Annotated in this window: 20 protein-coding genes; 13 read left to right on the forward strand and 7 right to left on the reverse strand. The window is 46.0% G+C overall.

Going from position 1 to position 20179, the window contains the following annotated elements; genetic code table 11:
- Positions 1 to 5: 5 nt before the first annotated feature.
- Positions 6 to 1136 (forward strand): 5-(carboxyamino)imidazole ribonucleotide synthase, encoded by a 1131-nt coding sequence (locus tag OCV44_RS14175; RefSeq protein ID WP_139685460.1) that lies wholly within the window; start codon positions 6 to 8, stop codon positions 1134 to 1136.
- Positions 1137 to 1204: 68 nt separating this feature from the next.
- Here the strand turns inward: OCV44_RS14175 and OCV44_RS14180 are convergent, their stop codons facing one another.
- The 4 genes from OCV44_RS14180 to OCV44_RS14195 are packed head-to-tail and all read right to left on the reverse strand — an operon-like array spanning position 1205 to position 4467.
- Positions 1205 to 1774: a DNA topoisomerase family protein gene (locus OCV44_RS14180; RefSeq protein WP_139685461.1), complete on the reverse strand. Its 570-nt coding sequence runs from the start codon at positions 1772 to 1774 to the stop codon at positions 1205 to 1207.
- 12 nt (positions 1775 to 1786) lie between these two features.
- Positions 1787 to 2263: a DUF494 family protein gene (locus OCV44_RS14185; RefSeq protein WP_009848094.1), complete on the reverse strand. Its 477-nt coding sequence runs from the start codon at positions 2261 to 2263 to the stop codon at positions 1787 to 1789.
- Between the two features lie 3 nt (positions 2264 to 2266).
- Entirely contained in the window at positions 2267 to 3379 is a 1113-nt protein-coding gene (gene dprA / locus OCV44_RS14190; RefSeq protein WP_139685462.1) for a DNA-processing protein DprA, read from the reverse strand.
- Entirely contained in the window at positions 3376 to 4467 is a 1092-nt protein-coding gene (locus OCV44_RS14195; protein ID WP_139685463.1) for a LysM peptidoglycan-binding domain-containing protein, read from the reverse strand. Before OCV44_RS14195 ends, dprA begins: the two co-directional genes overlap by 4 nt.
- Before the next feature lie 140 nt (positions 4468 to 4607).
- Here OCV44_RS14195 and def point away from each other — a divergent pair, with 140 nt between their 5' ends.
- The 6 genes from def (at position 4608) to OCV44_RS14225 (ending at position 11137) form a co-directional block, all read left to right on the forward strand.
- A complete protein-coding gene (gene def / locus OCV44_RS14200) occupies positions 4608 to 5120 on the forward strand; it encodes a peptide deformylase (protein WP_004735769.1) in 513 nt (170 codons plus the stop codon).
- 38 nt (positions 5121 to 5158) lie between these two features.
- Positions 5159 to 6124, forward strand: coding sequence for a methionyl-tRNA formyltransferase (fmt, locus tag OCV44_RS14205; protein WP_139685464.1), 966 nt, complete (start codon positions 5159 to 5161; stop codon positions 6122 to 6124).
- Between the two features lie 120 nt (positions 6125 to 6244).
- Positions 6245 to 7525 (forward strand): 16S rRNA (cytosine(967)-C(5))-methyltransferase RsmB, encoded by a 1281-nt coding sequence (gene rsmB, locus OCV44_RS14210; RefSeq protein ID WP_139685465.1) that lies wholly within the window; start codon positions 6245 to 6247, stop codon positions 7523 to 7525.
- A gap of 111 nt (positions 7526 to 7636) precedes the next feature.
- Positions 7637 to 9013 (forward strand): Trk system potassium transporter TrkA, encoded by a 1377-nt coding sequence (gene trkA / locus OCV44_RS14215; RefSeq protein ID WP_004739332.1) that lies wholly within the window; start codon positions 7637 to 7639, stop codon positions 9011 to 9013.
- Positions 9014 to 9110: 97 nt separating this feature from the next.
- Positions 9111 to 10556, forward strand: coding sequence for a TrkH family potassium uptake protein (locus OCV44_RS14220; protein ID WP_139685466.1), 1446 nt, complete (start codon positions 9111 to 9113; stop codon positions 10554 to 10556).
- A gap of 26 nt (positions 10557 to 10582) precedes the next feature.
- A complete protein-coding gene (locus OCV44_RS14225) occupies positions 10583 to 11137 on the forward strand; it encodes a DUF3157 family protein (RefSeq protein WP_139685467.1) in 555 nt (184 codons plus the stop codon).
- Between the two features lie 21 nt (positions 11138 to 11158).
- Here the strand turns inward: OCV44_RS14225 and trhA are convergent, their stop codons facing one another.
- Both trhA and OCV44_RS14235 read right to left on the reverse strand, forming a co-directional pair.
- On the reverse strand, positions 11159 to 11812 hold the full coding sequence (gene trhA, locus OCV44_RS14230) for a PAQR family membrane homeostasis protein TrhA (RefSeq protein WP_004735763.1): 654 nt from the start codon (positions 11810 to 11812) through the stop codon (positions 11159 to 11161).
- Between the two features lie 173 nt (positions 11813 to 11985).
- Complete coding sequence (locus tag OCV44_RS14235; RefSeq protein ID WP_139685468.1) at positions 11986 to 12777, reverse strand: sporulation protein; 792 nt, start codon at positions 12775 to 12777, stop codon at positions 11986 to 11988.
- Between the two features lie 283 nt (positions 12778 to 13060).
- On the opposite strand from OCV44_RS14235, the gene OCV44_RS14240 reads away from it, so the two are divergent.
- From OCV44_RS14240 to OCV44_RS14265, 6 genes are all read left to right on the forward strand, one after another.
- Positions 13061 to 13228 carry a hypothetical protein gene (locus OCV44_RS14240; RefSeq protein WP_170213738.1) on the forward strand — a complete coding sequence of 56 codons (168 nt, stop codon included), beginning with the start codon at positions 13061 to 13063 and terminating at the stop codon, positions 13226 to 13228.
- Between the two features lie 128 nt (positions 13229 to 13356).
- The gene (locus OCV44_RS14245; RefSeq protein WP_009848104.1) at positions 13357 to 13620 is read left to right on the forward strand and encodes a YihD family protein; all 264 of its coding nucleotides are present in this window, start codon (positions 13357 to 13359) and stop codon (positions 13618 to 13620) included.
- Positions 13621 to 13946: 326 nt separating this feature from the next.
- A complete protein-coding gene (gene ccoG, locus OCV44_RS14250) occupies positions 13947 to 15365 on the forward strand; it encodes a cytochrome c oxidase accessory protein CcoG (protein WP_139685469.1) in 1419 nt (472 codons plus the stop codon).
- A 75-nt stretch (positions 15366 to 15440) separates the two neighbouring features.
- Positions 15441 to 16427: a serine/threonine protein kinase gene (locus tag OCV44_RS14255; protein ID WP_139685492.1), complete on the forward strand. Its 987-nt coding sequence runs from the start codon at positions 15441 to 15443 to the stop codon at positions 16425 to 16427.
- 53 nt (positions 16428 to 16480) lie between these two features.
- A complete protein-coding gene (locus OCV44_RS14260; protein ID WP_086050347.1) occupies positions 16481 to 17080 on the forward strand; it encodes a thiol:disulfide interchange protein DsbA/DsbL in 600 nt (199 codons plus the stop codon).
- 139 nt (positions 17081 to 17219) lie between these two features.
- On the forward strand, positions 17220 to 18173 hold the full coding sequence (locus OCV44_RS14265) for a DUF2860 domain-containing protein (protein WP_139685470.1): 954 nt from the start codon (positions 17220 to 17222) through the stop codon (positions 18171 to 18173).
- A 112-nt stretch (positions 18174 to 18285) separates the two neighbouring features.
- Here the strand turns inward: OCV44_RS14265 and OCV44_RS14270 are convergent, their stop codons facing one another.
- Complete coding sequence (locus OCV44_RS14270) at positions 18286 to 19809, reverse strand: YifB family Mg chelatase-like AAA ATPase (protein ID WP_139685471.1); 1524 nt, start codon at positions 19807 to 19809, stop codon at positions 18286 to 18288.
- Positions 19810 to 20179: the final 370 nt, after the last annotated feature.

The raw sequence follows: 20179 nt of genomic DNA on the forward strand, positions 1-20179 counted from the left end.
TTCCCATGCATGTTCTTGTGTTAGGCGCGGGCCAACTTGCTCGCATGATGTCCCTAGCTGGGGCACCGCTGAATATTGAAATTTCTGCTTTTGATGTTGGCAGCAAAAATATTGTTCACCCATTAACGCAAGCGATTCTGGGCAACGGCTTAGAAAATGCGATTGAGCGTGCGGATGTGATTACTGCCGAGTTCGAGCATATCCCTCACGATGTTCTTGAGGTATGCGAGCGCAGCGGTAAATTCTTACCGACAACAGAAGCAATCAAAGCCGGTGGTGACCGTCGCCTTGAAAAAGCGCTGTTAGACGAAGCAAGCGTGAAAAATGCTAAGTACTACGTGATTAACTCTCGCGAAGACTTTGACGCTGCGATCGCTCACGTTGGCTTACCAATGGTATTGAAGAGCACACTTGGTGGCTACGATGGCAAAGGTCAATGGCGCTTAAAGACATTAGACAATGTTGACGCGACTTGGACAGAAATGGCTGAGTGCATTGCCGCAACAGACAACCAAGCCATTGTGGCTGAAGAGTTTGTTCCATTTGACCGCGAAGTATCACTGGTTGGTGCTCGTGGTACCAATGGCGAGATTCAAGTGTACCCACTGGCTGAGAATGTTCACACCGATGGCGTGTTGAGCTTATCTACAGCCATTGACGATATTGAACTACAAGAGCAAGCAAAAACCATGTTCATCGCAGTTGCAGAGCGTTTGGATTACGTTGGCGTACTCGCGCTAGAGTTCTTTGATGTTCAAGGTTCGCTGCTGGTGAATGAGATTGCACCACGTGTTCATAACTCGGGCCACTGGACACAACAAGGCGCTGAAACTTGTCAGTTTGAGAACCATCTACGTGCCGTATGTGGGATGCCATTAGGCAGCACTAAGCTGATTCGTCCAACCGCAATGATCAACATCCTTGGTGAAGATACCCTACCTGAAGCAATTCTTGCTCAAGGTGGTTGCCATGTTCATTGGTATGGTAAAGAGAAGCGTGCAGGTCGTAAGATGGGCCACATTAACGTGAGCGCTGACTACAACGCAGAGCTGCAAAGAGCGTTATGCTCACTGGCAGACATTCTCGACAAACAAGCCTACCCTGCTGTGCATGAATTCGCACAGCAACTGAAGTAAGCTTTCATTGTGGATTTAATATAAAAACGGCGCTCATTGAGCGCCGTTTTTGTGTCTATAACAGCAGGTTATTGAGATTGAATGTGGTGACACTTGCGATCAGCACATTGTTTCTTGGTTCCACTGGCTGTTTTCTTCTCAAGTAACAACGGGAACTGGCACTCTTCACAACGACCGAGAATAGGTGGTTGGTTTACTGCGAACTTACACTTAGGGTAGTTATCACACGCATAGAAGGTTTTGCCATAGCGAGATTTACGCTCAACCAAATGGCCTCTGCCACACTCAGGGCAAGCAACAAGTGGCTGCTCTTCAGGTTGTTCTTTTGGTTGGTCCAAAGATTCGATATGATTACACGTTGGGTAACTGCTACAACCAATGAACATCCCAAAGCGACCTTGCCTTAATACCAATTCGTTTTGGCATTTAGGGCACGGCACACCCAACTCTTTCACTACGTGACCATCGTTCTGATGCAGAGGCTTGATGTAATCACAGCTCGGATACTGCTTACAGCCTAAAAATGGGCCGTGCTTACCATGGCGAAGCTGAAGCTCTCCACCGCACTGTGGACATGGTTCATGCTCTAATGCATGTTCATGTGCTGAAAAAAGCTGATTATCAATCTTACTACTCATGACAAGCCTGTATTAATGCAAGATACCTTGCTCTTTGGTGTACAACAGCTCTTCCATTTGCGTGTAAGCACTTTCATTACCCGGCACATTAAATAGCACCATTAAGATAATCCATTTCAGATCATCCAATTCAAATTCGTTTGTCTCAAGCCCCATCACACGATCAATCACCATTTCACGAATCTCTGTCGTGAGTACGTTGATCTGCTCAAGGAACAGTAAGAAACCTCGACACTCCATATTAATGCGTGAAATCTCTCGACTGGTATAAATACGCATCGAGGTATTGGAACACACACTAATCGCCGCTTGGTTCTCGGTATCTTGCAATGCCGCAAGATCTTCTAACCAATGGAGGGCCTTATAAATATCATCTTGGTGAAACCCTGCTCGAAGAAGCTCATCTTCCAGCTCATCTTGATCCACCTGCAATTCAGAATCGCTATGGATGTAGGTTTCAAACAAGTACATCAGTATGTCCATCATCATAGCTTAGCCTCTCCCCTTTCGAATATAGCCACCGGAAACTGCAACAACATGCCCTGAGAGCTCAAGCTCTAAAAGCTGCATCATGACCTCATGCACAGGTATATGGGTTCTCTGTGCCAAAATATCAACGGGTGTCGCCTCTAATCCTACGTTAGCTAACAGCTGTGGAAATGGCAATTGTTCATTTTCCCCCTCATTCGACGTAGGCTCGAACAAACTGGGCTGCTGATCTATAGACCAGTCTAACAGACTCTTTATTTCGATCAGAACATCTTGAGCATTTTGCACCAAACATGCACCAGCTTTAATTAAGCTATTGCCGCCACGGCTGGTTGGACTATGAATAGAGCCTGGTAACGCAAACACCTCTCGGCCTTGCTCCATGGCATAGCGAGCTGTAATCAAAGAGCCACTCTTTTCAGCGGCCTCAACCACCAAAGTTCCAAGCGACAACCCACTTATAATACGGTTACGGCGAGGGAAATGTTCAGGTCGAGGTTTAGCACTAGGGCGAAACTCTGAAATCAATGCGCCATTTTCACAGATCCTATCGGCTAAGTTTCTGTGTCGCGCTGGGTAAATGGAATCCAAACCTGAACCCAACACAGCAAAAGTCTCCCCTCCTTTATCTAGAGCACCATCATGAGCATAGCCATCGATACCAAGCGCTAAGCCACTGGTGACAATCAAACCGTTTTGGACGAACTCTTTGGCGAAGGACTTCGCAGTTTGCAGCCCTTCGAGACTGGCGTTACGACTACCAACCATCGCGATTTGAGGCTCAATCAGTTTTTCAACGTGACCTTTAACGAAAAGCACGCTTGGCGCAGAGGCGGTCTCATTCAGCAGTTTGGGATAATGCGAGCAATTCGGGGTAATGATGTGATGGTTGGGTTGTCTTGCTTGCCACTCTAGGCAAGTCTCCATGTCTCTTGGGGCCTGCTCTCTTAGATAGGCAATTTGCTTGGCAGACAAACCAAGCGCTTGCAGTTGCTGACTTGAGTAACCAGCAATATTCGAAGGGGAATCAATACTCAGCAGACGAGAAAGGCGCTTGCCACCCAATTGCGGAACAAAACTTAGAGTTAGCCAAGCGCTCAGTTGTTGCTCATTCACTCGGTGCCCTTAACCTCTTCTGTCAAAGCAAGGTCCAAAGGCGATACCGCCAGAATGTCATTGCTAACAGGCTTAGAGCTCTGAGTGATCAAGGCCAAGCTAAAATACTCATAAGGACGAATGACCATCAAACTACCGAGTGAGGTACTTGGCAACTGCACCTTATCGCTCGCTGCAGACTCTTTGTAGCTGTATTCACCTTGCTTACCAAACACCACAGCGCCGCTTTCACTGAGGGTAAACATGGAACCTTGGCGAAGATTGTCTTGCGAGCCTTTGTTAATAACCACGACCTGATTCTTTGCGCTGTATTGGCTGCCATCCAACGAACCCAAGATATTAGCAAACTGCCCCGCAGCACTAGGTGCAGGATAAAACGTAGTTGAGAGCTTCACCTGACCAACGCCAAGTTCTGGTAACACGAGGTCATTAAGTAACACCTCTTGCAGTTGAGTCTCTATCTGTAAACTACTGAACTCAGCATCCACCTCTTTCAAGCGCGCCGTGGCGACTAAACGCAAAGAAGTCATACTCGCTTGAGGTTGCTGTCGTTGGTAAGTTTCGACAGAACGGTAAATACCCCATTTTTGATGTTGCTGGTTGCCCGAGATAAATAGTCGGTCTTCACCCGATAAGAAACGTTTGCCATCACTTGTCCCCAACACTCGCTGAGCAGATTGGATATCTTGCTGCTCAACCAAGCGATCAGATTGTAGATATGGCAAAACAAGCCCTTCATTCACGGTAGGCACCGCTTTCTTCTCAGAGACACGAATCTTAGGGCTTAGCTTGATGACGGGTTTGAGGCTCAATACAGGCTCGCCATTAATCCAAACCAAAGACAATTTATCTCCAGGGTAAATAAGGTGAGGGTTTTCTATCTCAGGATTTACCTGCCACAACCTTGGCCACAGCCATGGGCTGTCGAGATACATAGCGGATATATCCCATAAGGTATCCCCCTTAACCACCACATACGCTTCGGGTGCTCCTTGTTTAATGGTTAAAGGTTGTTCACTATTTTCAGCCATAGTGGCGAACGAAAGCGAGGCACAAATAAGAGATAAAACGGGGAAAAAATGACGCATGACCTAGGTTCCTTGGTCTGAATATATGACATCTGATTAGAGAATTACCTTCAGGATGCTGTCATTTGACCTCTAAAATGTCTAGAATTGAGCCAACAAGGTTTAAGCTGTTTCGGCACAGTTCAATATTTCGAGTGTATATGTCTGTATTACAAGTATTAACATTACCAGATGATCGTCTACGTACCGTGGCGAAACCGGTAAAAGAAGTTACCCCAGAGATTCAAAAGTTCGTTGATGACATGATTGAAACCATGTACGACGAAGAAGGTATCGGCCTTGCTGCAACGCAAGTAGATTTCCACCAGCGCATCGTTGTTATCGATATTTCAGAAACACGTGACGAGCCTATGGTTCTGATCAACCCTGAAATTACCGACAAACGTGGCGAAGATGGTATCGAAGAAGGCTGTCTATCTGTACCAGGCGCTCGAGCTCTAGTACCTCGCGCTGCAGAAGTAACGGTTAAAGCATTAGATCGTGAAGGCAACGAATTCACATTCGACGCTGACGACCTTCTGGCTATCTGTGTTCAGCACGAACTTGACCACCTAGAAGGCAAGTTGTTTGTTGATTACCTATCGCCACTAAAGCGCAAACGTATTCAAGATAAGCTAGCGAAGATTAAACGTTTCAACGAGAAACAAGGTTAATAACCGCTGCTATTACTAAATTAAGAAGGAAGTCTACCTTGAGTCAATCTTTAAGAATTGTCTTCGCAGGTACTCCGGATTTCGCCGCCCGTCATTTGGCGGCGTTGTTGTCTTCGGAGCATGAAGTTATTGCAGTTTACACCAACCCAGATCGCCCAGCCGGTCGAGGTAAAAAACTGTCTGCGCCACCAGTAAAGCAACTTGCATTAGAGCACGGCATTCCAGTTTACCAGCCAGAAAATTTCAAGTCAGATGAAGCTAAACAAGAGCTAACAGATTTGAATGCTGACATCATGGTTGTTGTCGCTTACGGTATGCTGTTACCACAAGCTGTATTAGATACACCTCGCTTAGGTTGTATCAACGTGCATGGTTCAATCCTGCCACGCTGGCGTGGTGCTGCTCCGATTCAACGCTCTATCTGGGCGGGTGATAAAGAGACAGGCGTGACGATCATGCAGATGGATATCGGCCTAGATACCGGTGATATGCTAAGCATCGCAACGCTGCCAATCGAAGCGACAGATACTAGCGCGTCAATGTACGAGAAGTTAGCTGGCCTTGGCCCTGATGCTCTTGTTGAATGTTTAGCTGACATCGCTTCTGGTAAAGCCGTTGCTGAAAAGCAAGACGACGAACTTGCTAACTACGCGAAGAAGCTGAGCAAAGACGAAGCTAAAATTAATTGGAATGACAGTGCAGAACACATCGAACGTTGTGTGCGCGCTTTCAATCCATGGCCAATGAGCCACTTTGCGGTTGTTGATAGCAGCTCTAATGATGAAAAAAGCATTAAAGTTTGGCAGACACGTGTTGACCAAGAATCAACGTCTGCGCCAACTGGTTCAATCATCAAAGCAGATAAAACAGGTATCTATGTTGCGACTGGCGACAAAGTACTGGTTTTGGAACAGCTACAAGTACCAGGTAAAAAAGCCATGTCAGTTCAAGACATCTTGAACTCACGTGCAAGCTGGTTTGAAGTTGGTACTCAACTTTCTTAACCGCTTTAAAGCTACTCAATATGCACTTAAAAACGTGTAGCTTATAAAACACAGTTTAGAAAACCTTTACGAGGGCAGAGATGTCCTCATGTATTCAAATAAATATTCGGTACCCCTCTCATGAATGTTCGCGCTGCTGCTGCAAATGTCCTATTCCAAGTTGTCGATAAAGGCCACTCTCTTTCACACGCTCTCCCTGCGGCTCAAAAAACGATCCGCCCGCGAGACCACGCTCTACTGCAAGAGATTTGCTACGGCGCACTTCGTTACCTGCCTCGCTTAGAGTCAATCGCTAACGAACTGATGGAAAACTCGCTTAAAGGTAAAAAGCGCGTATTCCATCACCTGATCTTAGTAGGCATTTACCAGTTGAGCTTTATGCGCATTCCTTCGCATGCTGCCGTTGCTGAAACCGTTGAAGCAACCAAAACACTGCGCGGCCCAAGCCTGAGTGGTTTGATCAACGCAGTGCTTCGCAGCTACCTGCGCGATCAAGAAGAGCTAGATGAGAAAGCCGTTAGCCACAATGCGGGCAAATACAGCCATCCAAGCTGGATCCTAAAAATGCTTCAAGAAAGCTACCCAGATCAGTGGGAGCAATTGGTTGAAGCAAACAACAGCAAGGCACCAATGTGGCTGCGCGTAAACCGCCAACACCACACTCGTGACGAGTATGGTGAACTACTTAAAAACGAAAACATTGAATACACACTGCACCCTGAAGCGGCTGATGCCATAAAATTAGCGTCACCTTGTGATGTTACTTTGCTTCCTGGTTTCGACCGAGGCTGGGTATCAGTACAAGATGCTGCAGCTCAACTTTCTGTTGATTACCTAACACCAAAAGATGGTGAGCTAATCCTAGACTGCTGCGCAGCACCTGGCGGTAAAACTGCACACATTCTTGAACATACTCAAGACACTGAAGTGGTTGCGATTGACAGTGATATTAAACGCCTAGACCGCGTTTACGATAACCTTGAACGCCTACAACTGCGTGCCGACGTAATCTGTGGTGATGCTCGCTACCCTGAAGAGTGGTGGACGGGCAGTCAGTTCGACCGCATCCTACTTGATGCACCTTGTTCAGCGACCGGTGTAATTCGCCGTCACCCTGACATTAAGTGGCTACGCCGTGCCTCTGATATCGATGCACTAGCAGAGCTACAAAGCGAGATCTTGGATGCAATGTGGCGCCAGCTAAAAGAAGGCGGCACCATGGTTTATGCGACATGTTCTATCACACCGCAAGAAAACGTGCTGCAAGTGAAAGCATTCTTAGAGCGTACCGAGAACGCAACGCTGGTTGGGTCTGATATCGAAAAACCGGGTCGTCAAATACTACCTGGTGAAGAAGATATGGATGGCTTCTACTACGCAGTTCTAGTAAAACAGGCATAACAATTAACAGCGGCTAAGAATTAATTTCTTAGCCGCTGTTTCTTTCTAGTGCATTATCAAATGCGAAATGAGATCACTAGAATTACAACGGCAAAAAATAAGAGAAAGGCTATGAAGATCATTATTCTAGGTGCTGGACAAGTTGGCGGTACCCTTGCTGAAAACCTAGTGGGTGAAAACAATGACATCACGATCGTCGACCGTAATGCCGACCGACTGCGTGAACTTCAAGACAAATACGACCTTAGGGTTGTAAACGGCTATGCCAGCCACCCGAACACACTACGTGAAGCGGGCGCGCAAGATGCCGACATGTTGGTTGCCGTAACCAATATGGATGAAACCAACATGGCCGCATGTCAGGTTGCCTTCTCTCTGTTTAATACCCCAAACCGAATTGCCCGTATTCGTTCTCCAGAATATCTGGAAGAGAAAGAAGCGCTATTCAAATCAGGAGCTATTCCAGTCGATCATCTGATCGCACCCGAAGAGTTAGTGACCAGTTACATTGAGCGCCTGATTCAATATCCAGGTGCATTGCAGGTTGTGAGCTTTGCTGAGCAAAAAGTGAGCCTAGTAGCGGTAAAAGCCTACTACGGAGGTCCACTGGTTGGTAATGCACTGTCTGCTTTACGTGAGCACATGCCGCACATTGATACTCGTGTTGCCGCTATCTTCCGTCAAGGTCGTCCTATTCGCCCACAAGGCACTACCATCATTGAAGCCGATGATGAGGTTTTCTTTGTGGCAGCGAGTAACCATATCCGCTCAGTAATGAGTGAGTTGCAACGCCTAGAGAAACCGTACCGACGCATCATGATTGTTGGCGGTGGTAACATTGGTGCAAGCTTAGCGAAACGCCTTGAGCAGAGCTACAGCATCAAGCTTATCGAGCGCAGCTACACTCGCGCCGAGAAGCTGTCTGAAGAATTAGAAAACACCATCGTATTCTGTGGCGATGCAGCCGACCAAGAGCTGCTAACCGAAGAGAACATCGATCAGGTGGACGTGTTCATTGCCCTAACCAATGAAGATGAAACCAACATCATGTCAGCGATGCTGGCGAAGCGAATGGGTGCCAAGAAAGTAATGGTGCTGATTCAGCGTGGTGCTTACGTCGACCTTGTTCAGGGTGGCGTGATTGATATTGCGATATCGCCACAACAAGCGACCATTTCTGCGCTACTTACTCACGTTCGTCGTGCTGATATCGTAAACGTATCATCTCTACGTCGCGGCGCTGCAGAGGCGATTGAAGCCATTGCTCACGGTGACGAAACCACCTCTAAGGTTGTTGGCCGAGCGATTGGCGACATCAAACTGCCACCGGGCACTACCATTGGTGCGATTGTTCGCGGAGAAGAAGTACTTATCGCGCACGATAGAACCGTGATCGAACAAGATGACCACGTAGTGATGTTCCTGGTGGACAAGAAATACGTACCGGATGTTGAGTCTCTATTCCAACCGAGCCCGTTCTTCTTATAGCCTTGTTCTCGTAAGCATCGTTCTCGCAACTTTCTTTTTGTGAGAACAACGCTCCGGCACAAAGCTGTAATCTATTAAAGCTATGGTCTATTAAGCTATGGTCAACTTTCGTCCGATATTATTAGTGATAGGGTTAGTGTTATCAAAACTCGCCCTTTTCATGTACATCCCCACATTGGTTGCCTTCTTTACTGGCACCGGTGGCTTTCTCGAGTTCGGAAAATCGGTAGTGATCACGCACATTGTGGCGTTCATCTGCTTGAGTTTAGGCCGCTCTGCTGAGTTTCGATTAGGGGTGCGGGATATGTTCCTTATCACCTCTCTGGTGTGGACCATTGCCAGTGCCTTCGCTGCATTGCCGTTTGTGTTCATCAACCATATCAGCTTCACTGACGCTTACTTTGAGACCATGTCGGGCATCACCACAACAGGTTCAACGGTATTAAGCGGCTTAGACAGCATGGCACCAAGCATCCTGTTATGGCGTTCTATCTTGCAATGGTTAGGTGGCATCGGCTTTATCGTGATGGCAGTAGCCGTTCTACCAATGCTCAACGTCGGTGGTATGCGCCTGTTCCAAACCGAATCATCTGATTGGTCAGATAAAAGCAGCCCACGAGCAAAAACCGTCGCGAAGAACATCGTGGCGGTTTATCTGGTTCTGACTGGTTTGTGCATCATTAGCTATTTGTTTGCTGGCATGGGCATCTTTGACGCAATCAATCACGCGTTCACAACACTGTCGACGGGGGGTTACTCAACATCAGATGGATCAATGAACCACTTCTCCAACAGTGCTCACTGGGTGGGAACACTATTCATGTTCCTTGGCGGTCTGCCGTTCTTATTGTTCGTTAGCGCACTGCGAGGCAGAAAACTCTCAATCCTCTATAAAGATGCACAGGTGAGAGGGTTCACGTATCTATTTTTGGTCACTAGTGCCGTAATATCGACATGGTTGGTGGTTAGAGATGGCTACACTGTCATGGATGCGATGCGCGTTTCGATGTTCAACATTGTATCAGTCGTCACCACAACCGGTTTTGGCTTAGAAGACTTCACTGCATGGGGCGCACTGCCAAGCACATTATTTGCCTTCCTGATGATGGCAGGAGCTTGCTCGGGGTCAACCTCTGGCGGTATTAAGATCTTCCGTTTCCAGATCGCGATGACCATGCTCCACAAACAAATGATGAAGCTAATTCACCCATCGGGCGTGTTTGTTCAACGCTACAATCAGCGACCTGTGAATGACGATATTGTGCGTTCACTCGTCGCATTTGGTTTGATGTTCTTTATCACGATTATCTTAATTGCAGGCGGCTTGAGCGCGATGGGACTTGATCCTGTAACCAGTATATCTGGCGCTATCACAGCTGTTGCCAACGTGGGCCCGGGAATGGGTAGCGTGATCGGTCCAACCGGGAACTTTGCCCCACTGCCAGACGCCGCTAAATGGTTGCTAAGTTTAGGCATGCTAATGGGGCGACTCGAGATACTGACGCTCATTGTTCTATTTTTTCCAGCCTTTTGGCGACGCTAACCAAGCACAAAATCAAGGAAACACAGATGAAATCATACGTACTTCTCGCTGGCGCATTGCTAGCAAACTCAGTATTCGTAAATTCTGCCTTTGCTGATCAAATGGTCACATTGCCTGATGGCAAGCAAGTGTTACTCAAAGATGATTTTACTTGGCAGTATGTGAGTAACGCATCATCGAATGCAGAGTTGGCATTGACGAGTATTCCTGTAGCCAAAAACACACGCGGCACCACAATCAAAATAGGAGACACCAAGCCAAGCATGCAGCTTTCCAAATCAGGTGTGGACGTTTTGATTGGGGCAGGACTCTACGAGAATGAACAGCTAATCTTACCTATTTCAGTCACTAACCAAAGCACAGAAGCCGTTGTGCTAGTTACGCTAAATATCACAGTCTACTCACCAACGGGTGAACTGCTGCATCAAGGCAGTATCAACACTTGGCAATCCATTAAGCGCCTAGCTGATACCTACCTTCGACCACAAACTTCGGCAGAAGGTAAATACTTAGCGATCGATGTTGATAAGTATCCTGAATATAAAATAGACGTGGAGATCACTGACGTTTCTACCCGTTAGGGGCATACCGGTTCAATCAAACTAAACCGGTGTCACAAACAGATAGATAGCGAAGAAATGGCAAGCGCAGCCCGCCAATACAAACAGGTGCCAGATGGCATGGTTATAAGGGATGCGTTTTGCCACATAGAAAATTACACCCAGCGAGTAAATCACCCCGCCAACTGCCAGTAACACCAAACCACCTATATCGATATTCATCGCTAATTGATAAACAACAATCAAAGATAGCCACCCCATCGCTAAGTAAATGAACAGTGATAAACGCTTGAATCGATAAACGAAGGCTATCTTCATTATGATGCCCACTAGCGCAATCCCCCAGATCACCGCCATCAAGCCCATCGCTAATGGAGTTCTTAAGCCCACTAAGAGAAACGGCGTGTAACTGCCCGCAATCAACAAATAAATCGCACAGTGGTCAAGGGTTTTGAGTAAGCGCTTGGTTTTCTCAGTGGTTATCGAGTGGTACAACGTGGAAGCGAGAAAGAGCAGAATAATACTGCTGCCATACACCGCCATACTAGCAACAGTAAGCATGTCGGCTTGATAATCAAACGCACGAATCAGCAGCAAGATCAGGCCCACTACGCCAAGTACGACGCCCAAACCATGGGTTATCGCATTAGCGCGCTCTTCGATGTCACTGTATTCGCTGGCTGATGATGCAGACATGAGTATCCTACTAGAGTAAATGTTCGATTGCCCCAGTATTGCACATTAAGCTTACACGTGTAAGCTTAAATTTTTATGACACCTTTTATGACATTAATGACGCCTGAAATATGTAATGAGGCTAAAAGATCCAAAACTAAATAACCAAAGAGTTAATTAAAGGGTTATAGGAACTAAGAGGCGTTATCTAGATATTCAAGTACCATCTTGCCAGCATCTTGTGGTGAGGTATCCAGTGGCACACTCAATTGACGCTGGAGCTTACCAACGCCGAGTAAGCTCGCCAACATACCTTTGGCACCATTACGATTTCTATCAATCTCGAACCACAGCTTCAGCTCTGTTTCATCACGATGAGCCACCACTTCCAATTCACGCCAACGGCCATGATAAGGGCCCGTCGTCGGCACAAACTCAAACTCTTGTACAAACGGCAGTTCAAAGCCTTTGACCGCTTCACATTCCACTTGACGAATGCGTAGGCCTTGAGCTTCAAGCTCGTTAAAAATACCATCGAGCAGCGGATCGGGACGAACCGTTAAGATGTCTTTATCCGATGGGTCAATCGCCATCGCAATATCCAACCCAGTTTCCAGCCACACCTTTGAATCACCAATAGTGACCGGTGTGTTCAACGGCACATCAAACTCACATTCAAAGTCACGGGTTTCACCCGGCTGAATCACAAAAGCATACGGCAAGCTCCACTTTGCCAGCGAGTACGTCTGGTGCATTCGGCGTTTATGACCGCCCTCTTGCCCTTGCGAGTTCGCGGTAACTTCTTTGACGTAGCGACAGCACAAGTTGAGATCAATGTTATCGATCTCCTGTGGCTGAGCGCCTCCGTAGACATGTACAATAATGCTCGCCTTCTTACCTGGATAAAGCACTTCCTGTTGCAATACAGAATCCACCTTGGCAGATCCAATTCCAAAACTTGCTAACGTTTTCTTTAAGAACGACATATGCACCTCCTTTAAAGCATCATCTTAAGCCTGAAAGAGGTTCAAACTCAAATATACTGCTCACACTATTTTAGCTCTAATATCGTTTAATTATCACTCAGGCGTCGATCGATAACTTAGATAGTGATAATCTAAGCCTTGATATGCATGCATATCATTATCCTGATTTATTTTTCGGATTGGCGAAAGCCAGACGAGTGACTCTTCAAGCAATTGAGGAGGATCTCATGATAAATCAGGCCATTAGATTGGCAATGGATATGCCTGACCGTTAGGTAAATTAATGCGCCCAACAGCTGTCAGGTTCTCGCACACCAACCGTAGTGCGATGCGTCGTCGTAGTGGCTTTGTTGCTGCTCCAACGGCTAAGAAATTGGCTCCTACAATGACTCTCGTTGAGAAGGCTGCTTTATTAGCACCGACTACAGCAAAAGTGATTAAAGCCGCTTAACAAAAAGCGCAGTTTTTACTGCGCTTTTTCTTTCTCTATCCCGCTTTGAAATGTGTTTACGCATTGGTATTCCCTACCCAATTTGATACCTTAACCACAAATCATTATAAAATTTGTGGAGAAAAAGTATGAAGTGTCATCGCATTGAGGAACTGCTTGAACTAATGGAGCCTGAGTGGCAGAAAGATCAAGAGCTTAACCTGTTAGAGTTCATCATTAAGCTATCAAAAGAAGCGGGCTACCAAGGTAAGCTTGAAGAATTGACTGATGATGTTCTTATCTACCATCTAAAAATGCGTAATAGCGAAAAAGATGAAATGATCCCGGGTCTTAAAAAAGACCAAGAAGATGATTTCAAAACCGCAATTCTAAAAGCGCGTGGCCTTCTTTAGTCGCCTATTTATTTAGAGCTCAATTGCCGTATAGATAAAACTTTCAATGTTTAAAAGCGACCACTCGGTCGCTTTTTTGTTTCTGTTCGCTATTTTTTCGTCACAACTGTTATGACTTTTGTTGTTAAAGGTTGATAGCGTTAAAGAAATGAGAACAAGATTGTCGCTATAATCGCCATCTATAAGAATCTTCTAAAATAATAAGAGTGAGTGCGATACCAACAAATGCACCAAGCTCAATTTCTACAGGTTCTCTAAACCATACTTTCAAGTAATGTCGTCATGCCCGAGTTAACCGGGCAAACAAGCCACAAAAAGGATAGTCCATGAGTCAGGATAAAATCGATATCAAAGATGTGACTCCTAAAACCTTTAACCCAAAAACGCATAAAGGTAATGGAGATCGATTTAACCCAAGTAACCGAATCTATGTTCGAGAAAGCAAAGGTAAATTCCAACAACTTCGTCGTTACGGCGGTTGGTTCTTACTTTTACTTTTTGCGCTTATCCCATGGATTCCATTTGGTGAACGACAAGCGATCTTGCTCGATATCGGTAGCCAGCAGTTCAATTTCTTTGGCACCACGTTATACCCACAAGATCTGACCCTACTCGCTATCCTATTTATGATTGCTGCGTTTGGCTTATTCTTCATAACCACCTTCTTAGGACGAGTCTGGTGTGGCTACCTGTGTCCTCAAACTGTGTGGACCTTCATGTACATCTGGTTCGAAGAGAAACTGGAAGGTGCAGCCAATAAACGAAGAAAACAAGACTCGGGCAAACTGACTACCAATTTAATGATCAGAAAAACCCTCAAACATATCGCATGGTGGGCGATTGCTATTGCGACGGGCTTAACCTTTGTTGGCTACTTCATCCCTATCAAAGAGTTGGTGGTTGGCTTCTTTACCTTTAACTCGACTTTCTGGCCTGTATTTTGGGTACTGTTCTTTGCGGGCTGTACTTATGCCAATGCAGGTTGGATGCGTTCAATTGTTTGTCTGCACATGTGTCCTTACGCGCGCTTCCAATCAGCTATGTTCGATAAAGATACCTTCATCGTGGGTTACGACACAGAACGTGGTGAAAACCGCGGCCCTCGCTCTCGTAAAGCCGATCCAAAAGAGCTTGGCCTAGGCGACTGTATTGACTGTAATTTATGCGTTCAAGTGTGCCCAACGGGTATCGATATTCGTGATGGTCTGCAATACGAGTGTATTAACTGTGGCGCGTGTATTGATGCTTGTGACAACACCATGGAACGTATGGGTTATGAGAAAGGCCTAATCAATTACACCACCGAACACAGGCTCGATGGTCACACAACCAAGGTGATGCGTCCTAAGCTGCTAGGTTATGGTGCCATACTGATCATCATGCTGGGTTTGTTCTTTGCACAGATAGCGAGTGTTGATCCTGCAGGCTTAAGCGTTCTGCGCGATAGAAACCAACTATTTAGAATCAATAGCCAAGGGCTTGTCGAAAATACTTACAACTTGAAAGTCATCAACAAAACTCAGCAAGAGCAAGAGTACAAACTTGATGTGAGTGGGCTTCCAGAATCGATCTGGTACGGTAAACAAACCATTACCGTAGAGCCAGGTGAGGTTTTAAATCTTCCTATCAGTTTAGGCGTTGATCCAGAAAAACTGAGCTCACCAGTTTCGACAATTCAGTTTATACTCTCGGATAATGAAGAGTTTACGATGGAAGTCGAAAGCCGCTTTATCAAGAAGCTCTGATACCAGTCACCTTACCTGCTTGGTATAACAACCCAATAAATGGAAAAAGGCTCAGTAATGAGCCTTTTTTATTCTATGACGATGCAAGCCTTTAACTTTGATAACCTGACTCCTGACTTCATGTGGTACGCACTGGAGAGCATTGGAGTTCGTGCTGAATCCGGGCTTCTCGCTCTCAATAGTTACGAAAATCGAGTGTATCAATTCACCGATGAAGACCGTAAACGCTACGTCGTTAAATTTTATCGTCCGCAGCGCTGGAACAAAGCACAGATCCAAGAAGAGCACGACTTCGCGTTAGAGCTAATCGAACAAGAGATGCCAGTCGCTCCACCTATGCGAGTCAACGGCGCAACCTTACATGAATATCAAGGCTACCTATTTGCCCTCTTTGAAAGTGTTGGCGGCAGACAGTACGAAGTCGACAATCTAGACCAATTGGAAGGCGTTGGGCGTTTTCTTGGTCGTATTCATAAAGCCAGCGCGGGAAGAACATTCCAGCATCGCCCGACCATCAGCTTAGATGAATACCTTTATCAGCCACGTAAGATTCTAGAGAACTCTCAGTTTATCCCGACCCACCTAGAGAACGCTTTCTTCAATGACGTTGACCTTCTGATCAAAGAGCTAGAGAGCCAGTGGCCAAGCAACATTGATAATATCCGCCTGCATGGTGACTGCCACCCAGGTAATATATTATGGCGCGACGGGCCAATGTTCGTCGATCTTGATGACGCACGAAACGGCCCTGCGATACAAGATTTATGGATGCTGCTTAACGGTGAGCGTCAAGATAAGCTAATGCAACTGGACATTCTGCTAGAGAGCTATCAAGAATTTTGCGATTTTAATACCGCGCAACTGAAACTAATCGAACCACTGCGCGGTCTACGTATGGTGCATTACATGGCATGGTTGGCAAAACGATGGCACGATCCTGCATTTCCTCTAGCCTTCCCATGGTTTAATGATCCAAAATATTGGGAGCAACAAGTACTTGCTTGTAAAGAGCAAATTGCTACCCTGCAAGAGCCACCACTTTCGTTAATGCCTCAGTGGTAACAACAATCGCAACACAACTAGATAAAAATTCAAACATAATGGAGATTGGATAAATGAAAAAGCTATTCGCATTTTTCTCATTGATCATGTTGAGCCTTTCAGCTCACGCTGCGAAATTTAACGAAGGTGAACACTACAAAGTTCTCGATCTAGAAGCATCAAAAAAACCAATGGTGACAGAGTTCTTCTCTTTTTACTGCCCACACTGTAATAGCTTTGAGCCAATCATCCAGCAGCTAAAACAACAGCTACCAAAAGACGCTAAGCTACAGAAGAACCATGTTTCATTCATGGGTGGCAACATGGGTCTACCAATGAGCAAAGCTTACGCAACCATGATTGCTCTGAAAGTTGAAGATAAAATGGTGCCAGTGATGTTTAACCGTATCCACACCATGAACAAGCCACCACGCGATGAAGCAGAGTTGCGTCAAATATTCCTAGACGAAGGCGTTGATGCTAAGAAATTCGATGCGGCATACAACGGCTTTGCAGTCGATTCTATGGTTCGCCGCTTCGACAAAGCATTCAAAGACAGCGGTCTTTCTGGTGTTCCTGCGGTCGTAGTTAACAACCGCTACCTAGTAGACGCTCAAGGTATCAGCTCTCTTGATGAGTACTTCGAGCTCGTTAACTTCCTAATTAAGAAGTAACGTATTGATAAAAGGAAGCTTCGGCTTCCTTTTTTGCACTAGTTCAAAAATTTTCATAGATAAACAATCATCCTGAAAACGTTGTGCTTTACTGATATTTATATCCAGTCCTAAGAACTGGTAGGCAAGGAGCCTTTGAATGAAAATGAAAATAACGCTTTTGGCACTGAGCATTGCAGCCTCCCCGGCTTTTGCCAAGCTTGCAGACCAACAAGGTTTCAGTGGTGAAATATCGATTAATACAGGGGTTACCTCTTCCACCTCAAACTTTAATACCGATGCAGATAGCACCATTTCGTCCATTAACCAGAAAGCCTCATCTGAGAGCTCATTTCTTGTCGCACCTTTGGGCAGTATTGCTTACACCTTCGGCGATAAATTAAATCATCAGGTATACACAGGTACTACTCGTGATGACGTAGCAACCGGTACTGTCGTGCTTGAGGTTGGTTATAAATACCAACTAGAGTCTGGCATGACCATCGACGCTTCACTTTTGCCGACTATCATGTCTGGTGAGACTTGGGCCGATCCGTACAACACCACTTCAGGTCGCACCAAAACGGATGAAGCAGGCAATGCCTTTCGTTTGAAACTAAGTAGCATTGCGGGCTCAGCTTTCTCGTTAGACATGGCCTACGCCACCAAAGATGTAAAAGATGATCGAGTTAGAGAAGAACTACAGCGTGATGCCAATACTTTCTACCTGAAAGGTCAGTACCGTCAACCAATCAATCGCACCATGATGTTAGCGCCATCATTGATTTACCAATCAAGGGATGCCGACGGTAACGCTGAGTCTTACGAACAGTTTGGTGGTGAAGTGAGTCTATTTGGTGGCATAGGCCGTCACCAGTACGCTCTGACAGCGGGTTACAACCAACGCTCTTACGACGCAAGCAACCCAATCTACAATAAGAAACGCAGTGACGACAATATCAACCTGTTTGCCGCCTATGAGTATGAGCAATTCATGGATTGGGAAAACTGGTCGTTTATTTCTCTAGCCGGTTATGGTGTCAGCGATTCGAATATTACCTTCTACGATGAGTCGCAATACATCGTCTCCGTCGGCCTGAACTACAAGTTCTAACCCAACCGACACCATTTAAATATCAAATGAAAGCCTGCACCTAAGCAGGCTTTCTTGTTTTTACATCAATCACTGTAAATAAATGACCAGCTCTTTACTGTGATTGATATGACTACACAGCTTGCGCAGAGAGTTGTTTCAACAATCGATCCATAGCTCGATAACCAAGCGCTTCCGATAAGTGCTTCTTTTCTATCTGCTCGTTCCCCTCTAAGTCTGCAATGGTTCGTGCTACCTTAATAATGCGATGATAAGCACGAATCGATAAGCCCAATCGATGCAGCGCTGTTTCTAAAAATTCCGCATCCTCGCGTCGCAACGGGCAATACTTTTCAATTTCTCGGCTACCTAACAGTGCATTCGATTTATGGTTTCGAGATAACATCAACTCACGAGCCTGCTTAACCCTTTGCTTAACCACTTGAGTGGTTTCACCGCGGTCACCGCCTTCCGCAAGCATGCCTTTGGGAAGCAATGGGATCTCCAATGACATATCGAACCTATCCAGCAACGGCCCAGATAAGCGATTCAGGTAACGCAGGATAATTTGCGGATTCGCTCGCGCTTGATTGCCTTCGTAATAACCTGTTGGGCTTGGGTTAAGTGCACCGACTAATTGAAAGCGCGCAGGAAAACGCGTCTTACCCGCGACACGGGAGATAATGATTTCACCCGACTCTAACGGCTCTCGCAGTGAATCAAGTACCTTACGCTCAAACTCTGGCATCTCATCAAGAAACAATAAGCCATTATGCGCCAAAGAGATCTCACCGGGGCGAGGTATCGAGCCACCACCGACCAATGCTGCCATCGAACTCGAATGGTGTGGGGAACGGAAAGGTCGTTGCTTCCAGTTGTACTGATTTATTTCTTGTTGCGTTAAAGAAGCCACCGAAGCGGTTTCCATCGCCTCGTCATCACTCATTTCGGGTAAAAGGTCACGCAGTCGAGAAGCCAGCATGGTTTTTCCAGTTCCGGGCGGACCGAGAAAAAGCAGGTTATGGTTACCAGCCGCGGCAATCTCCAATGCTCGCTTACCTTGCTGCTGGCCAATAATATCTTGTAGATCGCGGAGCTCTGAAACATCAGGCTGATGATGTTCCGTTCGATACAAGCCAAGCTGAGCCTGCCCACACATGTCAGCACACACCTCTAGCAGGGTTTGTGCTGATTTATGCGCACCCTTACCGACTAAGGCTGCCTGATCGCCATTATGGTGTGGAACCACTAAGCATCGTTCGACACTGTCGGCGACTAATGTCGCTGGCAGCACGCCCTTTACTGAACGCAACTCTCCTGACAACGCCAATTCACCGATGAATTCATGCTGAGCTATTTTTGATGTAGGAAGCTGGTCAGATGCCACCAAAATCCCAAGCGCTATAGGCAAGTCGAAACGACCTCCCTCTTTGGGCAAATCTGCTGGGGCAAGGTTGACCGTGATTCTTTTTGATGGAAATTCAAAGCGAGAATTGATGATCGCGCTTCTCACTCGATCTTTAGATTCCTTGACCGTCGTTTCAGGTAGACCCACCAGCGTAAAACCGGGCATTCCGTTGCTAATATGCACTTCCACGGTCACTTCTGGTGCCTCTACACCCACACTAGCTCGGCTATGAATTATCGCGAGTCCCATAACTTTCCTTTGTCTTTGATTTAAAAGTATTCGCTCTGGATATTCATTGCTCACCAAAGCGATAAGGTTGTTATATAGCGTGGTGGAATGGTGTTTTAATGTGAAAAAAGAATGACATTTTCCTTGTCATGCAGCAGATTTGTGTGATAACACTAGAGATGTAGACTTTTACTTAAGACAATAAACGAGAAAACTCGACTTTTATGACATTTAACGCTCGCATTTACGCACTGATTAACCTGATTATCGTAGTCATTATTGAGACTGCGCGGGGGCGAGTGGGAAAAAAGTAACCACGAATTAGAAAAAACCCCCGCACTGAAAAGTCCGGGGGTTTTTTCTAATTTAAACATTCGATTTTATATTTTGA

This window comes from Vibrio tasmaniensis, assembly GCF_024347635.1.
Taxonomy (GTDB): Bacteria; Pseudomonadota; Gammaproteobacteria; order Enterobacterales; family Vibrionaceae; genus Vibrio; species Vibrio tasmaniensis.

Excerpts from the sequence above, each read along its gene's own strand:
- OCV44_RS14195 (WP_139685463.1), bottom strand. The coding sequence starts at position 4,467 with ATGCGTCATTTTTTCCCCGTTTTATCTCTTATTTGTGCCTCGCTTTCG.
- OCV44_RS14175 (WP_139685460.1), top strand. The coding sequence starts at position 6 with ATGCATGTTCTTGTGTTAGGCGCGGGCCAACTTGCTCGCATGATGTCC.
- OCV44_RS14235 (WP_139685468.1), bottom strand. The coding sequence starts at position 12,777 with ATGTCGTTCTTAAAGAAAACGTTAGCAAGTTTTGGAATTGGATCTGCC.
- OCV44_RS14255 (WP_139685492.1), top strand. The coding sequence starts at position 15,441 with ATGACGATGCAAGCCTTTAACTTTGATAACCTGACTCCTGACTTCATG.
- rsmB (WP_139685465.1), top strand. The coding sequence starts at position 6,245 with ATGAATGTTCGCGCTGCTGCTGCAAATGTCCTATTCCAAGTTGTCGAT.
- trhA (WP_004735763.1), bottom strand. The coding sequence starts at position 11,812 with ATGTCTGCATCATCAGCCAGCGAATACAGTGACATCGAAGAGCGCGCT.
- OCV44_RS14240 (WP_170213738.1), top strand. The coding sequence starts at position 13,061 with ATGCGCCCAACAGCTGTCAGGTTCTCGCACACCAACCGTAGTGCGATG.
- OCV44_RS14185 (WP_009848094.1), bottom strand. The coding sequence starts at position 2,263 with ATGATGATGGACATACTGATGTACTTGTTTGAAACCTACATCCATAGC.
- OCV44_RS14225 (WP_139685467.1), top strand. The coding sequence starts at position 10,583 with ATGAAATCATACGTACTTCTCGCTGGCGCATTGCTAGCAAACTCAGTA.
- OCV44_RS14260 (WP_086050347.1), top strand. The coding sequence starts at position 16,481 with ATGAAAAAGCTATTCGCATTTTTCTCATTGATCATGTTGAGCCTTTCA.
- OCV44_RS14220 (WP_139685466.1), top strand. The coding sequence starts at position 9,111 with ATGGTCAACTTTCGTCCGATATTATTAGTGATAGGGTTAGTGTTATCA.
- ccoG (WP_139685469.1), top strand. The coding sequence starts at position 13,947 with ATGAGTCAGGATAAAATCGATATCAAAGATGTGACTCCTAAAACCTTT.
- OCV44_RS14265 (WP_139685470.1), top strand. The coding sequence starts at position 17,220 with ATGAAAATGAAAATAACGCTTTTGGCACTGAGCATTGCAGCCTCCCCG.
- OCV44_RS14270 (WP_139685471.1), bottom strand. The coding sequence starts at position 19,809 with ATGGGACTCGCGATAATTCATAGCCGAGCTAGTGTGGGTGTAGAGGCA.
- OCV44_RS14245 (WP_009848104.1), top strand. The coding sequence starts at position 13,357 with ATGAAGTGTCATCGCATTGAGGAACTGCTTGAACTAATGGAGCCTGAG.
- def (WP_004735769.1), top strand. The coding sequence starts at position 4,608 with ATGTCTGTATTACAAGTATTAACATTACCAGATGATCGTCTACGTACC.
- OCV44_RS14180 (WP_139685461.1), bottom strand. The coding sequence starts at position 1,774 with ATGAGTAGTAAGATTGATAATCAGCTTTTTTCAGCACATGAACATGCA.
- trkA (WP_004739332.1), top strand. The coding sequence starts at position 7,637 with ATGAAGATCATTATTCTAGGTGCTGGACAAGTTGGCGGTACCCTTGCT.